Raw genomic sequence first — 17,483 nt, 5'->3', positions numbered from 1 at the left:
TCTTGCCAGTACGGCGAGTGCGGGATCATATGTTCCCGTCATGAAAGCGATTCGAAGCGGATCGGGTGGAGGCCGCGTCAATGGCCGGTGGCGGCCAGCCCCGGCTCGGGTTCGACGGAAAGCTCGCCCGCGCTTACCGGACGTTGATAGAGAAAGCCCTGACCGAACGGCACGCCGAGCTCGCGCAGCGCCGCGTGCTGCGCTTCGGTCTCGACGCCTTCCGCGACGACTTCCATGCCGAAGTGCTTGGCGACCGCGGCAATGGCCTTGATCAGCGCGGCTCCGCCCTTGTCGATCTGCCGCACGAACTGGCCGTCGATCTTCACGTAGTCGAAAGGGAAGCGGCCGAGCAGATCGAGATTGCTGTGCTGCGTGCCGAAGTCGTCGATGGCGAACAGCACGCCGCGCGCCTTCAATACGTTGAAAATAGCCTGCGTGCGCGGCTGTCTCGCAAGCAGGAAGCGCTCGGTCAGTTCGAGGATCAGCGTGACGCCCGGCGGCAGCGCATCGTTGATGGCGAGAACATCGGTCACGAAGTCCTTGCGTTGCAGATCCATCGGCGCGACGTTCACCGCGATGCGCAACGGCCGGATGTCGGTTTTCTGCGCGATATCGGCGGCCGCGGTGCGCAGCGCGAATCGCGTGATCTGGGCAAGCAACGGGCTGCGTTCGACCTGCGCCATAAATACCGACGGGCTGACCGCGCCCCAGCGCGGATGCGTCCAGCGAATCAGCGCTTCGACGCCGACGATACGCCGCGTCTCGATTTCGACGACCGGCTGGTAAACCACATGCAGTTGACCGAGCCGCAGCCCGCGCCTTACGGCGGCGAGCAACTGGCGTTGCGGCGCCAGCGCGAGCAGGGCGATGGCCGCGATCAGCAGGTCGAAGAGAATCGCGAGCGCGCCGAACAGCAGCCCGTATCGCCAGTGCATATCGGTTGCGAGCGCCGCCGAGGCGAGCACCGCGATCGAGAACGGCCATTGCGTCGAATAGACGCGCGTGCCGATTGCGCTCGGTGTTTTGATGGCCGGGACGAATTCGCCTTTGTCGTTGAGCACGCCCGAGCCGGGCATCGACAGAAACACCTGTTGCGCGCCGTAGCGCACGCCGTGGGCGAGCGCATCGGCCACATAGGCGCCTTCGACCGTATACTGCACGCCCTCGCCATCGCCCGTGGGTTCGTACATCGAAATAACGGGCGTGCCGGGCTGGAAGGGCGTGCCGGCGAGAAGATTGACGATCACGCCATGTGCGTCGGGCGTGCCGCGCGGCACATACGAAGAGAGCGGCACGCTCAACGGGCCGATCGACGACGAGCAGTAAAGCCTGTCGTTATCGACAAGGTTGATTGAACGCACATACTGGACGTAGGTTTCGAGCTCGGACAGTTGCAGCGAGATTTTCGCGCAGCGTTGGCCGACCAGCTCGAGCAAGGCGTCGCGGCGCCCGGTGCGCACGCTTGTCAGCATGCGGTCGAGCGATTCGACCATATCGTGGCCGATCAGGCTTTCGCGCGCTGAGACTTCGTGGTCCGCATAGTGCTCGCCCCAAAGCACGGCGCCCACTGTGACGCCGAGGCAGCACAGCGCGGCAATGGCGAGCGTGAGGCGCGGCGCGAGGTTGCGCTTGACGCTTGCCTCGTCGTGCAGCTCGGAGAATTTTCCCTCAGCGGAGTTCGACGGATCGTACATGGACGCTTGACGACTAGGCTTGGCCCGCGGCGGCGGCGGCGGGATGCTGTCCGTTGAGTGGAGACGACGCGGTATTGTACCCGCGCAAGCTGACGGCAACGCCGCGATGTGCACGTTCGGCAACATCGGGCGTTGCGTTTGGGGGACGCCCTTAGAAACGGCGCTGGTTAGCGCCGGGTTGAGTCAGCAATTACCCGCATGCACCGATTTCGCCGCACGCGGTGCAAAAGTCGCAACCGTCCTTGCGGATCACCGCGTTCGCGCCGCAGATGCCACATTTGCGTCCGTGCATCGAACCCAGGACGTGCAAGGCGGGCAGGGCGGGCTCGTCTTGCAGGGCTTCGTCTGCCGCGGCCGCTTGTTGCTGCTGTTGTTGCGCGTTCAGATTCGCCGAGATCGGCAAAGGCAGCGCGTGCGTGTGCGGCAGCCGTGCGAGGAGCCGCGACGGCACCTGATTGCCTTCGGCGTCGAGAAAGCCGCGCCGGTGCAGTATCTGTTGCAACGCGTAGGCGAGCGCCGCGACTTCCGAATCGTGCCAGCGTGGCGAGCGCGTGCCGTCGAGCCGCTGCACGTCGCCGAGGCGCACCTGGCCGCGGTCCCACGAAACCTTACGCAGATCCTGCAGATTGCGCGCGACGAAACCGCCGCGCGCGGCGAGCGACAGCGATCGCATGGTGGCGGTGATCCATTGCTGCGATTCGTCGCGTTGTCCGGCCGGGATAAAGAATTCGATCGGCCGCTCGATCGTCACGTCGGCGCCGCCGATGCGTCCGGTCACTTCCATGAACGACACGGCGAGGTACAGCGATTTCTTGCCCGCCTGCGTCAGATATTCGACCTTCTCGATGATGGCGGGCATCTCGCCCTTGGGCCGATGATCGATCGCGATCCGCAGCGGGTCGAGGTCGGTGTCGGCGCTCGCGTCGGCAGGCTGCGGCGTATCGACGGACAGCACGGCGCCGAGCGTCTCGTTCGGGCGATAGGTCGCGAGACCCTTGAGGCCGCCTTTCCATGCATCGAAATAGAGGCTCTCGAACGCTTCGAACGGGTAATCGGCCGGCACGTTGACGGTTTTGGAAATCGACGTGTCGATATACGGCTGCACCGCGGCCATCATGTCGAGGTGATCGCGCGCGGACATCTCGAGCGCGCTGACGAAGTAGTCGGGCAGGCGCTCGACGTCGCCGCCGAGTTCGCGATAGAGACGGTATGCGTGGTCTTCCACGGCGAACGAGGCGCGGCTGCCGTCGGCCATGACTTTCATTCGCGTATAGGTCCACGAAAACGCGGGTTCGATGCCGTTCGATGCGTTGTCCGCGAACGCGAGGCTCACAGTGCCGGTCGGCGCGATCGACAGCAGATGGCTGTTGCGAATGCCGTGTTTGCGGATCGCGTCCTTCACGTCGTCGGGCAGGCGCGATGCGAATGTCCCTTCTTCGAGATATTGCGCGGCATTGAAGAGCGGGAACGCGCCGCGTTCGCGCGCGAGTTCGACGGACGCGCGATACGCTTCGTCGCGCATCAGGCGCGCGGCTTTCGCGGCGAACTCGCGGCCTTCCGCCGCGTGATAGCGCAGGCCGAGCATCACGAGCGTATCGCCGAGACCCGTGAAACCGACGCCGATGCGGCGCTTCGCGCGCGACTCGGCGTATTGTTCCTCGAGCGGCCACAACGTGACGTCGAGCACATCGTCGAGAAAACGCACCTGCGTGCGCGTGCGTTCGGCGAGCGCGTCCCAGTCGAACGACGGTGTGCGGCCCTGCATCTGCGCGAACGGGTCGACGACGAAGCGCGTGAGATTGAGCGGCCCGAGATTGCAGCAGCCGTATGGCGGCAGCGGCTGTTCGCCGCACGGGTTCGTCGCGCGGATCGATTCGATGGCGCGCAGATTGTTGTCGTCGTTCATGCGCGAGATGAATACGATGCCGGGCTCGGCGACATCGTAGGTCGAGCGCATGATCCTGTCCCAGATGTCGCGCGCGCGGCGCTCGCTATAAACCCAGAGACCGTCGGCGCGCTGGCGCATATCGCCCGACGCGCGCAATGATGGCGACGGTTCGGCGCGATGCACGAGCTGCCACGGCAGATCGCTTTCGACGGCTTGCATAAACGCGTCGGTGACGGCCACCGACACGTTGAAGTTGTTCCAGCGTCCCTTCGAATGCTTGGCTTCGATGAATTCGAGCAGGTCCGGATGCGAACAGTCGAGCACGGCCATCTGCGCGCCGCGCCGCGAGCCGGCGCTTTCGACCGTGCGGCACGATGCGTCGAATACGTCGATATAGCTGCAGGGGCCCGACGCGGACGAACTCGTCGTATGCACGCGTGCGCCGCGTGGACGAATCGCCGAGAAGTTGTAGCCGACGCCGCCGCCGCGCCGCATCGTTTCGGCCGCCTGCAGCAATGCGACGTAGATGCCGGGCAGGCCTTCCTCGTCGACGCCCTGGATGCTGTCGCCGACCGGTTGCACGAAGCAGTTGATCAGCGTGGCCGCGATGCCCGCGCCCGCCGCGCTCATGATGCGGCCCGCGCCGAGCGCGCCGTGCCGCAGGTTGTCGACGAAACGCGCTTCGACCTGCGCGCGCAACGCTTCGGGTTCGGCCATTGCCACGCCGCGCGCGACGCGGCGATAGACATCGTCCGCGCTGCGCTCGTCGCCTTTGGCGTACTTTTCGAGCAGGACGTCGAGCGAAAACTGTTGGGGCGCGATGGCGTGGTCGAGCGGGCGGATTTCGTGGTCGGTGTCGGCCATGGGCAGTCTCCAGGCGCCGCTGCGCACGGTGCGCAACGGCACGATCAGAGCCACCTTAACGCAGACGCCGAGGGACTGCAATGTACGGCAATGCGGACCCTACTGCTGGGCGTGCTTCGCCGCCTCCTCGATCACGGCCGCCACCGGTTGCGGCCGCGACTCGTAGACCGAATGGCTCGCGCCGGGAATTACCGTCGTGTGGCTATGCGCACGCGCGTAATACCAGCGCTCGAGATCGGGGTTGATGATCTTGTCGTCGCCGGCGACGATACCCCAGCTCGGTTTCGTCGTCCACGCAGCCGCGGTCAGCGGCGTCGTGAACACCTGTGCGGCCGTCAGCATCTGCGAATGCGCTTCGAATCTGGCCTGCGCGATGGGCAGATCGGCTGCGAAGTCTTTCGGGAAGTCCGCGGGGTTCAGGTAGGTGTAGCCATCGGGCGTCTTTTCGATCGCGCCGGGCTGCTGCGCGGTGAAGCTCGGCTTGCCTTTGCCGAGCGCGCCTTCGTCCTCGCCGACGGCGGGCGCATGCGCGGCCACATACACGAGGCCGACCACGTTCGGATGCACGCCGGCTTCGGTAATGATCGAACCGCCATAGCTGTGTCCGACGAGAATCGTCGGCCCGTTCTGCAGATCGAGCACGCGCTTCGTTGCGGCCACATCGTCCGCGAGCGAGGTCAGCGGTTCCTGCACCAGCGACACGTGGTAGCCGTCTTTCGTGAGGATGTCGTAGACCGGCTTCCATCCCGAGCCGTCGACCCATGCGCCATGCACAAGCACGATGTTCTTGACGGGCGTGGCGGCCGGTTGCGTGTCTTGTGCGAGAGCGGCCGCCGGGGCGAAGAGGCTCGCCGCAAGGATCGCCGAAAGTGCGAGAACCGGGGTTGCGAGGGGGGAGAGTTTCATGAGTGGATCCGTTTCCTTGGGGGTAATGGGGGATGACGCGGGTCGTGACGCGAAGGCCACGCGCGAGCGCACGATTACCAATACGGGATGACTCAGCAAGGCAGACGGTCCTGTGCCGTGCGCGATCGCGCAGAACCGTCACGTCGAATGCGTGCTTGCCCGGTTAGCTGCCGAAATAGATGTTGCAAAAGCTGACCGGCCCGACACAGCTCGAACCCATCGACGCATGCTTGTGCCATTTCGAACCCGATGCGGACGTGCCTTGCGCGACGCCGCCGTACGAGCTGTCCTGCCGGGCGGCAAGCTTCGCGTCGGCGGCCTGGATATCGGCCGGGTAATTCACGTCTTCGCCGGTCGACGGGTTGTATCCCGCCTGTTCGACGCGGACCAGATCGGCGCGCACTTCGGCGCGCGTGACCGGATCGCTGGTTTGCGCGTGGGCCACGATCGGACCGGCGAGGAGGGTAGCGGCGAGCATGGCGGCAACAGTGATCTTGTTCATCAGTTGGACTCCTTAACGAGTGAGTTTGAGGTGGAAAGCGGGTCGTGAAATCGGCTTCAGGCACGCAACGTCATTCAATCCGGCATCGGAAGTGCGTTCCGGTTTTGCCCAGCAGCGCTGATGCACTTGCGATGGGTGAAATTTAGTTTTGGAGCGCGGGCGCGTAAAGGGATACGATCGTCCGCCCAGGCGTGACGATCGTCGTGATTCCCGATACGTTGGAATAGGCGGGAGAGCAGACGCGATACGGCGGCGCTAGCCGGTTATACGTTCGGATAGCGGCATGGCCGGCGACCTATCCGTTCGCACAGGCGGTTTGCACCATGCGACAGGCGACAGGTTTCAGGCGTCAGTTGTTCGTTGCCGCGCACGCCCGCGGGAGCGCGGCTGGGCCCGTAGTCCGCGGCCTGCCGTCCGCATTCAGCACGATCACTGAACGGCGACTTCCTCGGCCACATCGAAGTGCGCCATATAGTCGCGATAGCGTTCGCGTTCTTCCTCGGCACGCAAGCCGAAGTCCGCGAAACGGTAGACGTTCTTGCCGTAGCCGCCAGTGGGCTTGCGCGCGATCTGCTCTTCCAGCCGATCGTGAAACGACGCCGTGAACTCGAGCCCGAAGTGTTCGTAGATCTGCCGTATCGTTTCGAGCGGCGCCGCGGTGAGCGCCTTGTAGTGCACGTGAAATACGTGCGCGTCCGGCCAGAGGCCGCGCGAGTCGGCCGCGATGATCTGTTGCGCGCCGTTTGCCCAGTCGGAACTGATCTGCTGGCCGATGGCGTTCTGGTCGATGTGCCGCGCAAACGGCTTGCGCAACACTTCCGTGAGCCGTGCGACCGACGGCAGCACCTTCAGCGGATCGCGATGCGTGAAAATCACGCGCGCATCGGGATAGACCTCGCGCAATGCTTCCATCGCGAACACATGATCGGGGCACTTCAGCACGCAGCGTGTCGCGCGCGGCCCCTGCAGATGCTGCAGAAAGCGCCGGTGCGTGCGATAGCCCTGCACGTGGCCCGCCTGTTGTACCCAACGCTTGTACGACGGCACGTGGTAAATCGTCTCGAAGCGCAGGCTGCGAAAACTGTGCGCGGTGAATTCGGTGCATTCCTGCGGCGTCAGCGCATTGAACGGGTGGACATTGCGCAGATCCGGTGCGAGACGATGGAAGAAATCGAACTGCCGCTGAACCTTGCGCGGCCCCGCGCGGCGCCCCGCGGCGGGATGATCGGGATACGGATAGATGGCCTGCCAGCAGCGCGGCGCGAAGCTTGCGTCGTCTTCGGCGAGCAGCGCATGCAGAAACGATGAGCCGCTGCGCGGCATGCCGAGCACGAAGACCGGCTGCGTGATGGGCCGCTCGAGAATGCCAGGATCGGCGAGCTCCCGATCGCGCAGGATAAGCAGGTTCGTGAGCAGCCGCAGGTTGTCCCAGTGCGTCGAGACGCGGCCGAACAGGCTCAGGTCCGCTTCCTCGTACACGGCGGTTTGCAGTTGGTCCAGCGCGTCCTCGATCGGCTCGGCGCCGAAATCGTGCAGCCCTGTTCTGGCGCGTGCGCGGGACAGCAATTCGGCTGCGGAAAGCCGGGAGCCCGTCAATGCGAGCCGCGAGATGCTATGCGTGTTGTGTATCCATTGTTTTAACAAGGTACCCTCCCGCATCCTGCCGGTTTGTAGTGTGAACAGCTTCAGGACTCGTCTTCACTACGTACTCGCAGCCGCCGCGGATCGGATCGGATTCGTTCTGTGATCCTTTCGAATGGTGAAAAGGAGCCACACAATCCGCTTAACGCTGCTGTGCCGCGATCATTCTAATTCATCGACTCGAATCGATTCAGTGTGGGGCGAAATTCGCTGGGCTGGCGCGGGTGTGCACACAATGACAGGCTGTGCGGAGAGGGTGATCGCGCGACGCAAGGTCGGCGAGGTGGAAGGCGCCGAAGTGGTGCACGTAAGGTGCGGAGGCGGCGCCGAACAGGCGGAGCAGGCGAACGAGGCGAACGAGGCGAACGGGTAAGCCGCTACCGTCGCCGCGGCAGCATGCCGGCCGCCGGTGCCAGCGCCAAACACGAATGCGTTTCCCGAAAGCGTCGGCCGCGCGGCGCGTGTTCTCAGGCTGCCCAGGCTATCGACGATAGCGGGCCGGCGGCGTGCGGTCCGCACGGAGGGGGCCGCATGGAGGAGGGGCGACAGGCCCCGCGGCTAGATGCCGTTGATCAGACTGGTGAGAATGTCCGCCGCGATCATGGCGGCCGCATTGAGCGGCGCGGGCCTTTCGGCCGGCTTGAACACCGCGTCGCCGCGCCGGATCTTGCGGCGCGATACCGCGCACGTGCCTGAAGTGTGTGCCGAGCGGCGGCGCCAACGCTGTTCGCCATAGTGACATTTGCCGGGTTCGACCCAGCGGATCACCAGCGTGTTTTCGGAGCGCTCGAGAATCTCGATGCGCAAGCCGTTGGCACCGAGCAGTGGTACGCACTCTAACGTCGTCATGGTCGGCTCCGTAAATTCGGGTGTGCCCGAATGTAGTCCCGTCAGCGCGGCAGCGCCATTGTGCGGGCGTTGAAATACTGTTGCCTGATTCGCAATAATTGGGATGAAAGCTTTTGAAGTACGGCGATATCGGCCTTTCCCGCGCGCGGTGCCCGATCGATCCTGTTCCCGCAACAAGCTTTTGTACCCCGTGCAAGGCCCGCACAGGCCGGCGGGCCGGGGGGCGTCCCCGTCCTTTAAGATGTGCAGACCGGCGCACTGTGCGCCGCAGCGCGCTTCTCGCGCGCGCGGCGAACAATCCTCGCCCCCCAATAACACATGAAGAGGCCATATGATTCCACGCCCCCCCACTGTTCCTTCGGGGCCCCCGCCGCGCGTATCGCCCGGCGCCGATACACAAAGCCGTCGCAGGATGCAGCGGGTCGCTTCGGCGGCGCTTTATGCCGCGCTCGTGTTACTGGCGTTATGGGTCGTGCGGGATTTCATTCCCGCCGTCGCGTGGGCCTGCGTGATCGCGACCTCACTGTGGCCGCTCTTTCGCAGGATCGAGCGGCAATCCGCATTCAACGGCCGCACGACGATCATTGCGACGTTCCTGACCGTGCTCGTCGCGCTGCTGTTCGTGTTGCCTGCCGCCGTCGGCATCGCCCAGGCAGCCACGGAGGCGCACGACGTGACCGTGTGGCTGCACAACGTCGAGCAGAACGGGATTCCGATGCCGGACTTCGTGTCCCATCTGCCGTTCGGTTCCGAGCAGGTGATGAACTGGTGGAACACGAACTTAGGACAGCCGTTGAAAGCTTCGCCGGCGATGAAAGGACTGCACGGTAACGCAGTCGTCACATTCGGCCGCCATTTCGGCGCACGGGCCGCGCACGCTTTAATGGTGTTCGGCTTCACGCTCGTCACGCTGTTCGTGATCTTTCAGGCGGGCCCGAGTCTCTCGGGCGCGGTGCTGAAGGGCATGCGGCGCGCGTTCGGCAACGAAAGCGCCCAGCTTGCGGAGCGTATGGCGGGCGCGGTGCGCGGCACGGTGTCGGGGCTGGTCGTGGTCGGGATCGGCGAAGGCGTGCTGCTCGGTATCGCGTATGCGGTCACCGGCGTGGCGCATGCGACGCTGCTCGGCGTGGTGACCGCCATCGCCGCGATGCTGCCGTTCTGCGCCCCGATCGTGTTCTGTTGCGCGGGCCTGTGGCTTTTCCTGCAAGGCGGCACGGCGGGCGCGATTGGCCTTGTCGTGTTCGGCTTTGTGATCGTGTTTATCGCCGAGCACTTTGTGCGACCCGTGCTGATCGGCAACTCGACGCGGCTGCCGTTCCTGCTCGTGCTGTTCGGCATACTGGGCGGCGCGGAAACGTTCGGGCTGCTCGGCGTTTTTATCGGGCCCGCGCTGATGACGGTGCTGATGGTGCTGTGGACCGATTTCGTCCGATAGGCTCCGTTAAGGGGAATCGTGCCTCGGTGAAAGCTGCAGTACCGTCAGCCGACTGACGGCTGACGGCTGAAGGCCGCCGGGGCGGCGTCGGCGCGGCGAAGCATCGGCTATCGCGCGTCATGCCGACTTTATGCATGTCAAACCATATTTGAGCGCAGCGGGTAGCAAGGCAGCCCACGTGTCCCAGTTATGTCCGCCGCCGATAATTCGCAACGCGGCCGGGTTGCCTGCTTCGCGCAGATGCGTATAGAGCAGCGACGCTTCGGCCTGGATCACGAGGTCGTCGTCGCCGGCCGCGATAAACATCGGTGGCCGGTAGGGCTGGCTCATGTAACGCTGCCAGAGCGCGGGGTAGTTCAACGCGTGCCAGACGTCGGCGTCGAAGTGCCGCTCGCCGAATACGTGGACGCGGCGCGCGGCCGATTGCGGCGGCGGCTCGCCCGCATAAATGGCGGGGCTGAGCAGCAGCACGCCGCAAAAGCGATCGGGTTCGAGCATCGCGTAGCGCAACGCACCGAAGCCGCCCATCGACACGCCGCCGATCGCGCGGCTTTTCCGGTCGGCCGATACGGCGTAGTGCGATTCGATATACGGCAGCAGCTCGCCGAAGAACGCGGTTTCCATCTTCTCCTTGCGATCGACATACCAGTCGGTGCCGCCTTGCGGCATCACGATCACGACCGGCGGGATGTCCCGGTGCGCGATCAGCGCGTCGGCGGCCGCTTGCAGACGGCCTTGCGTGATCCAGTGATGCGCGTCGTCGTCGTTACCGTGCAGCAGATACAGCACCGGGTAGCGCGGGCCGTCGGCGCGATAGCCGGGCGGCAGGTAGACCACATAGGACCAGTCGCGTCGCAGCGCATGCGAATGGAACGCGCGGGATTCGACTGTGCTCGCGCCTGGTGCGGACATGCCCGCGGCGAGCGGCGCCGATGTTCCGGCCGTGGTGAGCGCTGCATTGATTCGGGTGTCCACTGCGGCCGCGGCATTCGCCGTTACGGCGAGCGCCGCGAAACAGGACAGGAACCCGCTGGTTGACCGGCGTAATGGTCGAAACGGTCTGCGCATGAGCGATAAACGAGATGCAGCGGCGATGCAAGCGGCACCGCCAGCAAACACGAAGGGCTCGCGCGCTAGCTCGACGACGGGTTGCCGAGCTTCGGTGCGAAGACCCGCGAGATCGGCGCCGACGCTTTCGCAACCGCAATCAGTGCACCGATTGCCACTGCGTCTGCCACGAGGCCGAGCGGCACATTCAGATAACCCTCGGTCGCCTTGTACAGCAGCGAATCGACGACGAGGGAGATCACGGTGCCCGCGACGAAGCATAGCAGCCCTTTGCGTCCGACCTGACCGATCCACGGCAGCCGCTGCGCGAGTGTCTTCGCCCAGCCCGCGCGAATCATATGCGCGGTGAGCCACGCGATCGCGAGGAAGTTCGCCACGCGCAGCCACGACAGATTCTGCTTGAGGCCGCCGTCCATCGGCGTGGTTTCGATAAACAGCTTGTAATACGCGCCGACCACGACGATGGTGAGCGCGAGCGCGCTGACGAGCCAGCCATCGCGATGCGCGCTCATGCGTTCATAGACGGGCTGACAACGCGCCAGCACGCCGAGCACAAACATCAATTGCCATGCGCACGGATTGAAGTCCCACTGCGTGCCGTCGGCGATCGGCAGCACGCCGGCGACGGCCGGCGCGACCGCCCATAGCGCGACGCTGCCGGCGAGGAGCGGCCACGGCCTGCTGCGCGCGAGCGGCAGCACGACCGGCACCGACAGCGCGAAGAGCGCGTACATCGGCAGCACCGACGCGAGATACGGCTGACGCCGGAACAGTAAAAGGTCGCCGAGCACGGGAGCGGGCGTATCGAGCAGATCGTCGAGATCGGTGATCGCGAGATTCGGCGCATCGATGCGCAACGCGGTGAGCACTGCCGTGACCGCAAGCATCAGCACCGCGGTAATCAGAAACGCGCGATACAACTCGAGCGCGCGCCGCAGGAAGCGTTGCTGCGCAACCGCTTCGGTGTACCGCGCGGCGAGCGAACGATACGCGGTCGCCGTCGCAAAGCCGCCGAGAAAGACGAACACTTCGGCGGCATCGCACATCGCATACGCATGCAGCGTGAAGCGCGACAGGATGCTGCCGCCGATGTGATCGACGACGATGACAAGCAGAACGAGTCCGCGAAAGAAATCGAGTTCGATAAGGCGGGGAGTGGGTTTTGGCATGGATACGGTCGATTGGCAGCCCCCTGGACAGACCGCACGCCGATGCCGCGGGTTCCTGTTTCGTACGCCGTCGATTGTTGGAAAGTGTTTCGGGGCATTACATGGCGGTCGCGGGGCGCGTCGTTCGAGCGCGCGTCGACATCGACATCGTTGAAAAAAGAGATAGGCGTCTGGCGAAAACGGTTCGAAGTTTGGCCGAACTCGCGTGGCAAGCACTTCTACGATGGGCGGCTCTTCAAAAGCGAGGTTTTCAGTTTTTCCGCTGTGTGCTGGCCGGTCGTGAAACGCCGGCATCCGTCCATGGGATGGGCACGCAGGCCGCGAAAGGCCGCTGAATTTATTTTCATGTTGTGCAGGATATCGAAAGGTGCGCGCGCAACGGCTTTGGGCCGTGGCGCAATGACGGCATTGACGCTGGCGGCTACCGCGGTCGTGCTTTGCGCGTGCACTGTCGCGCCGGGCATGCGCATGGCGCGCGACGCGTCGACCACGTCGAGCGGCGCCGCGGCGAGCGGAGCGACTACGGGATCGACTGCGGGATCGGCTGACGCCACGACGCACGCCGATGCCGGCAGCGCGAACGGCGTGCCGATCCGTGAAATCGACGCTGCGCTGCTCGCGCAGCTGCGCGATGGCGCCGCGGGCGAGAGCGCGGCCGATCTGTTTTCGGCAAACCGTTCGTACACGCTCGGCGTGGGCGACGTGTTGCAGATCACGGTATGGGATCACCCCGAACTCGCGGCCGCGCAAGGCGCGCAATCCCAGACGCAGGTGCGGCCGGCCGATGCGCCCGCGGGCTTCGTCGTCGATGACTCCGGTTGCATCCAGTTTCCGTATGCGGGCAGCGTGCGGGTCGCCGGATTGACGGCCGGGGAAGCACGCGATCTGCTCGCCCGCCGCCTCGCAAACGTCTTCCGCAATCCGCAGCTCACGGTGCGCGTGGCATCGTTCCGCTCGGCGCAGATCTACGTCGACGGCGAAGTGCATGCACCGGGCGTGCAGCCGATCAACGACATTCCGATGACGCTCTACGAAGCGGTCAGCCGCGCGGGGGGCTTCACGGCCAATGCGGATCAGAGCCGCATGGTGCTCGTGCGCGACGGACGCTCGTATCCGGTGAACCTGTCGCAGCTTTTCGAGCAGCAGAAGAACCCGGCGAAGATCGTGCTGAAGCCGGGCGACATGCTGCGCGTCGTGTCGCGCGACGAAAACGGCGTCTACGTGATGGGTGAAATCAACCATCCGGCGACGGCCGTGCCGATGCGAAGCGGCCGCCTCACCTTGAGCGATGCGGTGTCGCAGGCCGGCAGCCTGAACCAGACGACCGCGGACGCCGCGCAGATGTATGTGATCCGCGGCGCGCTGTCGGGCACGCCGAGTGTCTATCACCTCGACGCGAGTTCGCCGGTCGCGATGCTGCTCGCCAATCAGTTCGAGCTGCAGCCGAAGGACGTCGTCTATGTCGACGCGACCGGGCTCGCGCGCTTTAGTCGCGTGCTGAACCAGTTGCTGCCGATGATCAACACAGGCCTCACCGCCGCGGTGGTAGGCAAATGAGCGGCGTTCTGATGGTGTGCACCGGTAACCTGTGCCGCAGCCCCGTCGCACAGGTGCTGCTCGCGAGCCGGATGCCGGGCGTGGCGGTGGCGTCGGCCGGTTTGTCCGCGTCCGACGGCCGCGGCGCGGATGCGCTCGCTGTTCGGTTGATGGGCAAGCGCGGCCTGGATTTATCTGCGCATGTCGCGACGCCGCTTGCCGACCGGCATGTGCGCAATGCGGAATTGATCCTGACCATGACGCGCCAGCAGCGCGACGCATTGATCGATGCGTGGCCGCATGCGCAAGGCAAGGTTTATCGCCTCGGCGACACCGGCGGCTTCGATGTCGTCGACCCGTACCGGCGCGATCCATTCATCTTCGAGCTGGCGATCGCACAGATCGAGCAAGGGCTCACCGACTGGCATCCCGCCATCGGCCAACTGTGCCGCTGATTCAATGTCTACGCAAACCCATTACGTTTCGGATGCGCACGGCGCACCCGATGAAGTCGATCTGTCGATGGTCGCGGCGGTCGTTCGCGAGAACGCCGTGCTGATCGCGCTGATCACGGCTCTCGCGCTGCTGCTCGGCGTCGGCTACGCATTGATGGCGACACCGAAGTATCGTGCCGACGCGATTGTGCAGGTCGACGACAGCACGAGCCTCGTCAACGACAAGCTCGGCGACCTCGCCGCGCTGTTCGACGGCAAGGCGGCCACCGAAGCCGAAATCGAACTGATCCGCTCGCGTCAGGTGGTCGACTACGCGGTGCGCATGCTGCATCTGGATATCGATGCACGGCCACGCTATTTCCCGCTCGTCGGCGCATGGATTGCGCGCCGTGCCACACCGGGCCAGCCCGGCACGCCGGTGCTCGGACTCGCGCGTTTCGCGTGGGGCGGCGAGGTGCTCAACGTCACGCAGTTCGACGTGCCGCCGCGCCTGTACGACCGGCGCTTCACGCTGCGCGTCGGCGCCGGCCGCTCGTTCTCGCTGATCGATCCGGACGGTCTGGTCGTGGCGAAAGGCGAAACCGGCCGCAATGTCGACGGGCAGACGCACGATGGACCGCTGCGTCTCTACGTCGAAAGCTTCGTCGCGCGTGAAGGCGCCGAGTTCACGCTCGCGCGCGCATCGCGGCAACTGACGACCGAAGCGCTGCAAGCCGCGCTCGACGTCAAGGAAAAAGCGCGGCAGTCCGGCGTGATTTCGATCGTGCTCGAAGGCAAAGACAGCGAGCGCACGGCGCAGACCGTCAACACGATCGCGCAGCGATACGTGCAGCGCAATGTCGATCTGAAGTCGGGGCAGGCGCAGCAGATGCTCGATTTTCTCGACCTGCAGATGCCGCGCCTGCGCGCAGACCTCGACCGCGCGGAGCAGCGCTACAACGCGTTCCGTAACGAGCACGGCACCGTCGATCTCGCGGAAGAGACGCGCCTTTTGCTGCGCTCGATCGTCGAAGGCAAGGAAAAGATGCTCGCGCTTGCGCAGCAACGTGACGAACTGGCGCCGCGTTTCGCACCGGGCCATCCATCGCTCGCCGCGATCGATGCGCAACTCGCCGGTTTGCGTCGCGAGCAGGAGCGGCTCGAACAGCAGGTGAAAAAGCTGCCGGATACGCAGCAGGTCGCGCTCGGTTTGCAACGCGACGTCGAAGTGAACACCGAGCTTTATACGAAGCTGATGGACAGCGCGCAGCAACTGCGCGTGTTGCGCGCAGGGCAGCAGGGCAATGCGCGCATCGTCGACTTCGCGGTGACCGCGGAGCAGCCGGTCAAGCCGCGCAAGGCGCTCGTGATCGGCGCGGCGGCGCTCATCGGTCTTGCGCTCGGCGTGAGCGCGGCCTTCGTGCGGCGTTCGCTGACGCGTGGGCTCGAACATACGTTCGATATCGAGCAGGCGTCGGGCGTGCCGGTCTATGCGTCGATTTCGCACAGCGTGCGACAGGCCAAATTGCAGCGTATGCGGCACGGCGCGCGCGGCGCGTCGGCGGTGCTCGCGGTCGATGCGCCGCAAGACGTCGCCGTCGAAGGCGTGCGCAGCCTGCGCACTGCGCTGCAGTTCCGCATGAGCGCCGATGCCATCAACAACGTCGTGATGGTTACCGGCCCCCGGCCCGGCGTGGGCAAATCGTTCCTGTCGGTGAATCTCGCCGCGGTGCTCGCCGCGGCGGGCAAGCGCGTCCTGCTGATCGACGCGGACCTGCGGCGCGGCAGCATCGAATCGTATGTCGATGTCACGCGTGTGCCGGGTCTTGCCGATCTTCTCGCCGGCACCACCGCCGCAAGCGTTGTGCAGCGTGGTGTGCTGCCTGGGCTCGACGTGCTGTCGCGCGGCACGAGCACGGCGACGCCCGCGGAGCTGCTGATGGGCGAGCGCTTCACCGCCGCAATCGAACAGTTTTCTCGCGGATACGACGTCGTGATCGTCGATACGCCGCCCGTGCTCGCCGTGACCGATTCGATGCTGATCGGCAAGCACGCGGGGACCACCTTGCTCGCGATGCGTCACGGCCGCCATTCGGGCGCCGAACTGCGCCACACGATGCGACTGCTCGGCAGCGCGGGCGTGGCGGTCAGCGGCATCGTGCTGTGCGATGTGCCGCAGCGCGGGAGCACGTATGGCGGCTTCTCGCCGTACGAGAGCGTGGCGCAATGAACGGACGGTCAATTGCAGTGGAATTCGCGGTGGAGCGGATATGAACAAGAGAGTGTTGCTGGCCTTCGGTACGCGGCCCGAAGCGATCAAGATGGCGCCGCTCGTCAAGCGGCTGGCCGCGACGGACGGCGTCGACTGTTTTGTCTGCGTGACCGGACAGCATCGCGAGATGCTCGATCAGGTGCTCGAACTGTTTCGCATCCGCACGCATTTCGATCTGAACGTGATGAAGCGCGGCCAGGATCTGTACGACGTCACGGCGTCGATCATGCATGGCATGCGCGATGTGATTCGCGATTGCCGGCCGGACCTCGTGCTGGTGCACGGCGATACGACGACGACGCTTGCTTCGTCGCTGGCGGCTTTCTATCAGCGCGTGCCGGTCGGGCACGTCGAAGCGGGGCTGCGCACCGGCGACCTGCTGTCGCCGTGGCCGGAGGAAGCGAACCGCAAGCTGACCGGCGCACTTGCCGCGCTGCATTTCGCGCCGACCGAACGCGCGCGGCAAAACCTGCTCGCGGAAGGCGTCGACGATACGCACATCGTGGTGACCGGCAATACCGTGATCGATGCGCTGCTCGAGGTGCGTGAACGGCTCGCGCACGAGCCCGAGATCGCCGCTGCCGCCGATGCGGATCTGCCGCGGCTTGCGCACGGCCGGCGCACGCTCGTCGTTACCGGGCACCGGCGCGAAAGCTTCGGCGCGGGCTTCGAGCGGATATGCGCGGCGCTCGCGCATATCGCGCACGCGCGGCCCGACGTCGATATCGTCTATCCGGTTCATCTGAACCCGGCGGTGCGCGAGCCGGTGAACCGCCTGCTCGGCGGCATCGCGAACGTGCATCTGATCGAACCGCTGCAGTACCTGCCGTTCGTACGGCTGATGGATCGCGCGGATCTGATTCTGACCGATTCGGGAGGAGTGCAGGAAGAGGCGCCGTCGCTCGGCAAACCCGTGCTCGTGATGCGCGACACGACCGAGCGCCAGGAAGCGGTCGACGCCGGCGTCGTCAAGCTCGTCGGCACCGACGCGGCCGCAATTGTGGCGGGCACGCTCGCGCTGCTCGACGACCCGCACGCCTGCGCCGCCATGGCGCGCATGGCGAACCCTTATGGCGACGGTCATGCGGCGCTGCGCATTGTCGCTGCGCTGCAGGCGGTCTGGCGGCGCGACGCCAGTCTCTGCGCGGCGTAACCGGTCCGCATCGGAAACGATCAACGCTCCCGCCGGCCGTTACCGCCGGTCACCAAGGTCAAACACGAAAGG

The 17,483-nt window shown here is 65.3% G+C and carries 13 protein-coding genes; 5 read left to right on the top strand and 8 right to left on the bottom strand.

Annotation, left to right across the window (positions count from 1 at the left end; all coding sequences use genetic code 11):
• Positions 1-77 precede the first annotated feature (77 nt).
• From ACYPXD_RS20165 to ACYPXD_RS20140, 6 genes are all read right to left on the bottom strand, one after another.
• Positions 78-1,694, bottom strand: coding sequence for an EAL domain-containing protein (locus ACYPXD_RS20165; RefSeq protein WP_459715028.1), 1,617 nt, complete (start codon positions 1,692-1,694; stop codon positions 78-80).
• Between the two features lie 190 nt (positions 1,695-1,884).
• Positions 1,885-4,446: an adenosylcobalamin-dependent ribonucleoside-diphosphate reductase gene (locus tag ACYPXD_RS20160; protein WP_459715026.1), complete on the bottom strand. Its 2,562-nt coding sequence runs from the start codon at positions 4,444-4,446 to the stop codon at positions 1,885-1,887.
• 99 nt (positions 4,447-4,545) lie between these two features.
• Complete coding sequence (locus ACYPXD_RS20155) at positions 4,546-5,352, bottom strand: alpha/beta hydrolase (RefSeq protein WP_459715023.1); 807 nt, start codon at positions 5,350-5,352, stop codon at positions 4,546-4,548.
• A 163-nt stretch (positions 5,353-5,515) separates the two neighbouring features.
• On the bottom strand, positions 5,516-5,854 hold the full coding sequence (locus ACYPXD_RS20150) for a DUF4148 domain-containing protein (RefSeq protein ID WP_459715021.1): 339 nt from the start codon (positions 5,852-5,854) through the stop codon (positions 5,516-5,518).
• Positions 5,855-6,283: 429 nt separating this feature from the next.
• Complete coding sequence (locus tag ACYPXD_RS20145) at positions 6,284-7,498, bottom strand: sulfotransferase family protein (protein WP_459715019.1); 1,215 nt, start codon at positions 7,496-7,498, stop codon at positions 6,284-6,286.
• Positions 7,499-8,053: 555 nt separating this feature from the next.
• Positions 8,054-8,344 (bottom strand): DUF3331 domain-containing protein, encoded by a 291-nt coding sequence (locus ACYPXD_RS20140; protein ID WP_459715017.1) that lies wholly within the window; start codon positions 8,342-8,344, stop codon positions 8,054-8,056.
• Positions 8,345-8,675: 331 nt separating this feature from the next.
• On the opposite strand from ACYPXD_RS20140, the gene ACYPXD_RS20135 reads away from it, so the two are divergent.
• On the top strand, positions 8,676-9,779 hold the full coding sequence (locus ACYPXD_RS20135; RefSeq protein WP_459715015.1) for an AI-2E family transporter: 1,104 nt from the start codon (positions 8,676-8,678) through the stop codon (positions 9,777-9,779).
• 117 nt (positions 9,780-9,896) lie between these two features.
• Here ACYPXD_RS20135 and ACYPXD_RS20130 read toward each other — a convergent pair whose 3' ends face one another.
• The gene (locus ACYPXD_RS20130; RefSeq protein WP_459715779.1) at positions 9,897-10,691 is read right to left on the bottom strand and encodes an alpha/beta hydrolase; all 795 of its coding nucleotides are present in this window, start codon (positions 10,689-10,691) and stop codon (positions 9,897-9,899) included.
• Positions 10,692-10,912: 221 nt separating this feature from the next.
• Positions 10,913-12,016 carry an OpgC domain-containing protein gene (locus ACYPXD_RS20125; RefSeq protein WP_459715013.1) on the bottom strand — a complete coding sequence of 368 codons (1,104 nt, stop codon included), beginning with the start codon at positions 12,014-12,016 and terminating at the stop codon, positions 10,913-10,915.
• A gap of 399 nt (positions 12,017-12,415) precedes the next feature.
• Between ACYPXD_RS20125 and ACYPXD_RS20120 the strand changes: the two genes are divergently transcribed.
• From ACYPXD_RS20120 to wecB, 4 genes are read left to right on the top strand one after another with little or no spacing between them, the layout of a single operon-like run.
• Positions 12,416-13,573, top strand: a complete 1,158-nt coding sequence (locus ACYPXD_RS20120; RefSeq protein ID WP_459715011.1) for a polysaccharide biosynthesis/export family protein — start codon at positions 12,416-12,418, stop codon at positions 13,571-13,573.
• On the top strand, positions 13,570-14,007 hold the full coding sequence (locus ACYPXD_RS20115; RefSeq protein ID WP_459715009.1) for a low molecular weight protein-tyrosine-phosphatase: 438 nt from the start codon (positions 13,570-13,572) through the stop codon (positions 14,005-14,007). Before ACYPXD_RS20120 ends, ACYPXD_RS20115 begins: the two co-directional genes overlap by 4 nt.
• A gap of 4 nt (positions 14,008-14,011) precedes the next feature.
• Positions 14,012-16,216: a polysaccharide biosynthesis tyrosine autokinase gene (locus tag ACYPXD_RS20110; RefSeq protein WP_459715006.1), complete on the top strand. Its 2,205-nt coding sequence runs from the start codon at positions 14,012-14,014 to the stop codon at positions 16,214-16,216.
• A gap of 40 nt (positions 16,217-16,256) precedes the next feature.
• The gene (gene wecB, locus ACYPXD_RS20105; RefSeq protein WP_459715003.1) at positions 16,257-17,411 is read left to right on the top strand and encodes a non-hydrolyzing UDP-N-acetylglucosamine 2-epimerase; all 1,155 of its coding nucleotides are present in this window, start codon (positions 16,257-16,259) and stop codon (positions 17,409-17,411) included.
• The last annotated feature ends 72 nt before the right edge of the window (positions 17,412-17,483 follow it).

This window comes from Paraburkholderia sp. 2C (genome assembly GCF_054589215.1).
This window is presented reverse-complemented; position numbering and strand designations above follow the sequence as displayed.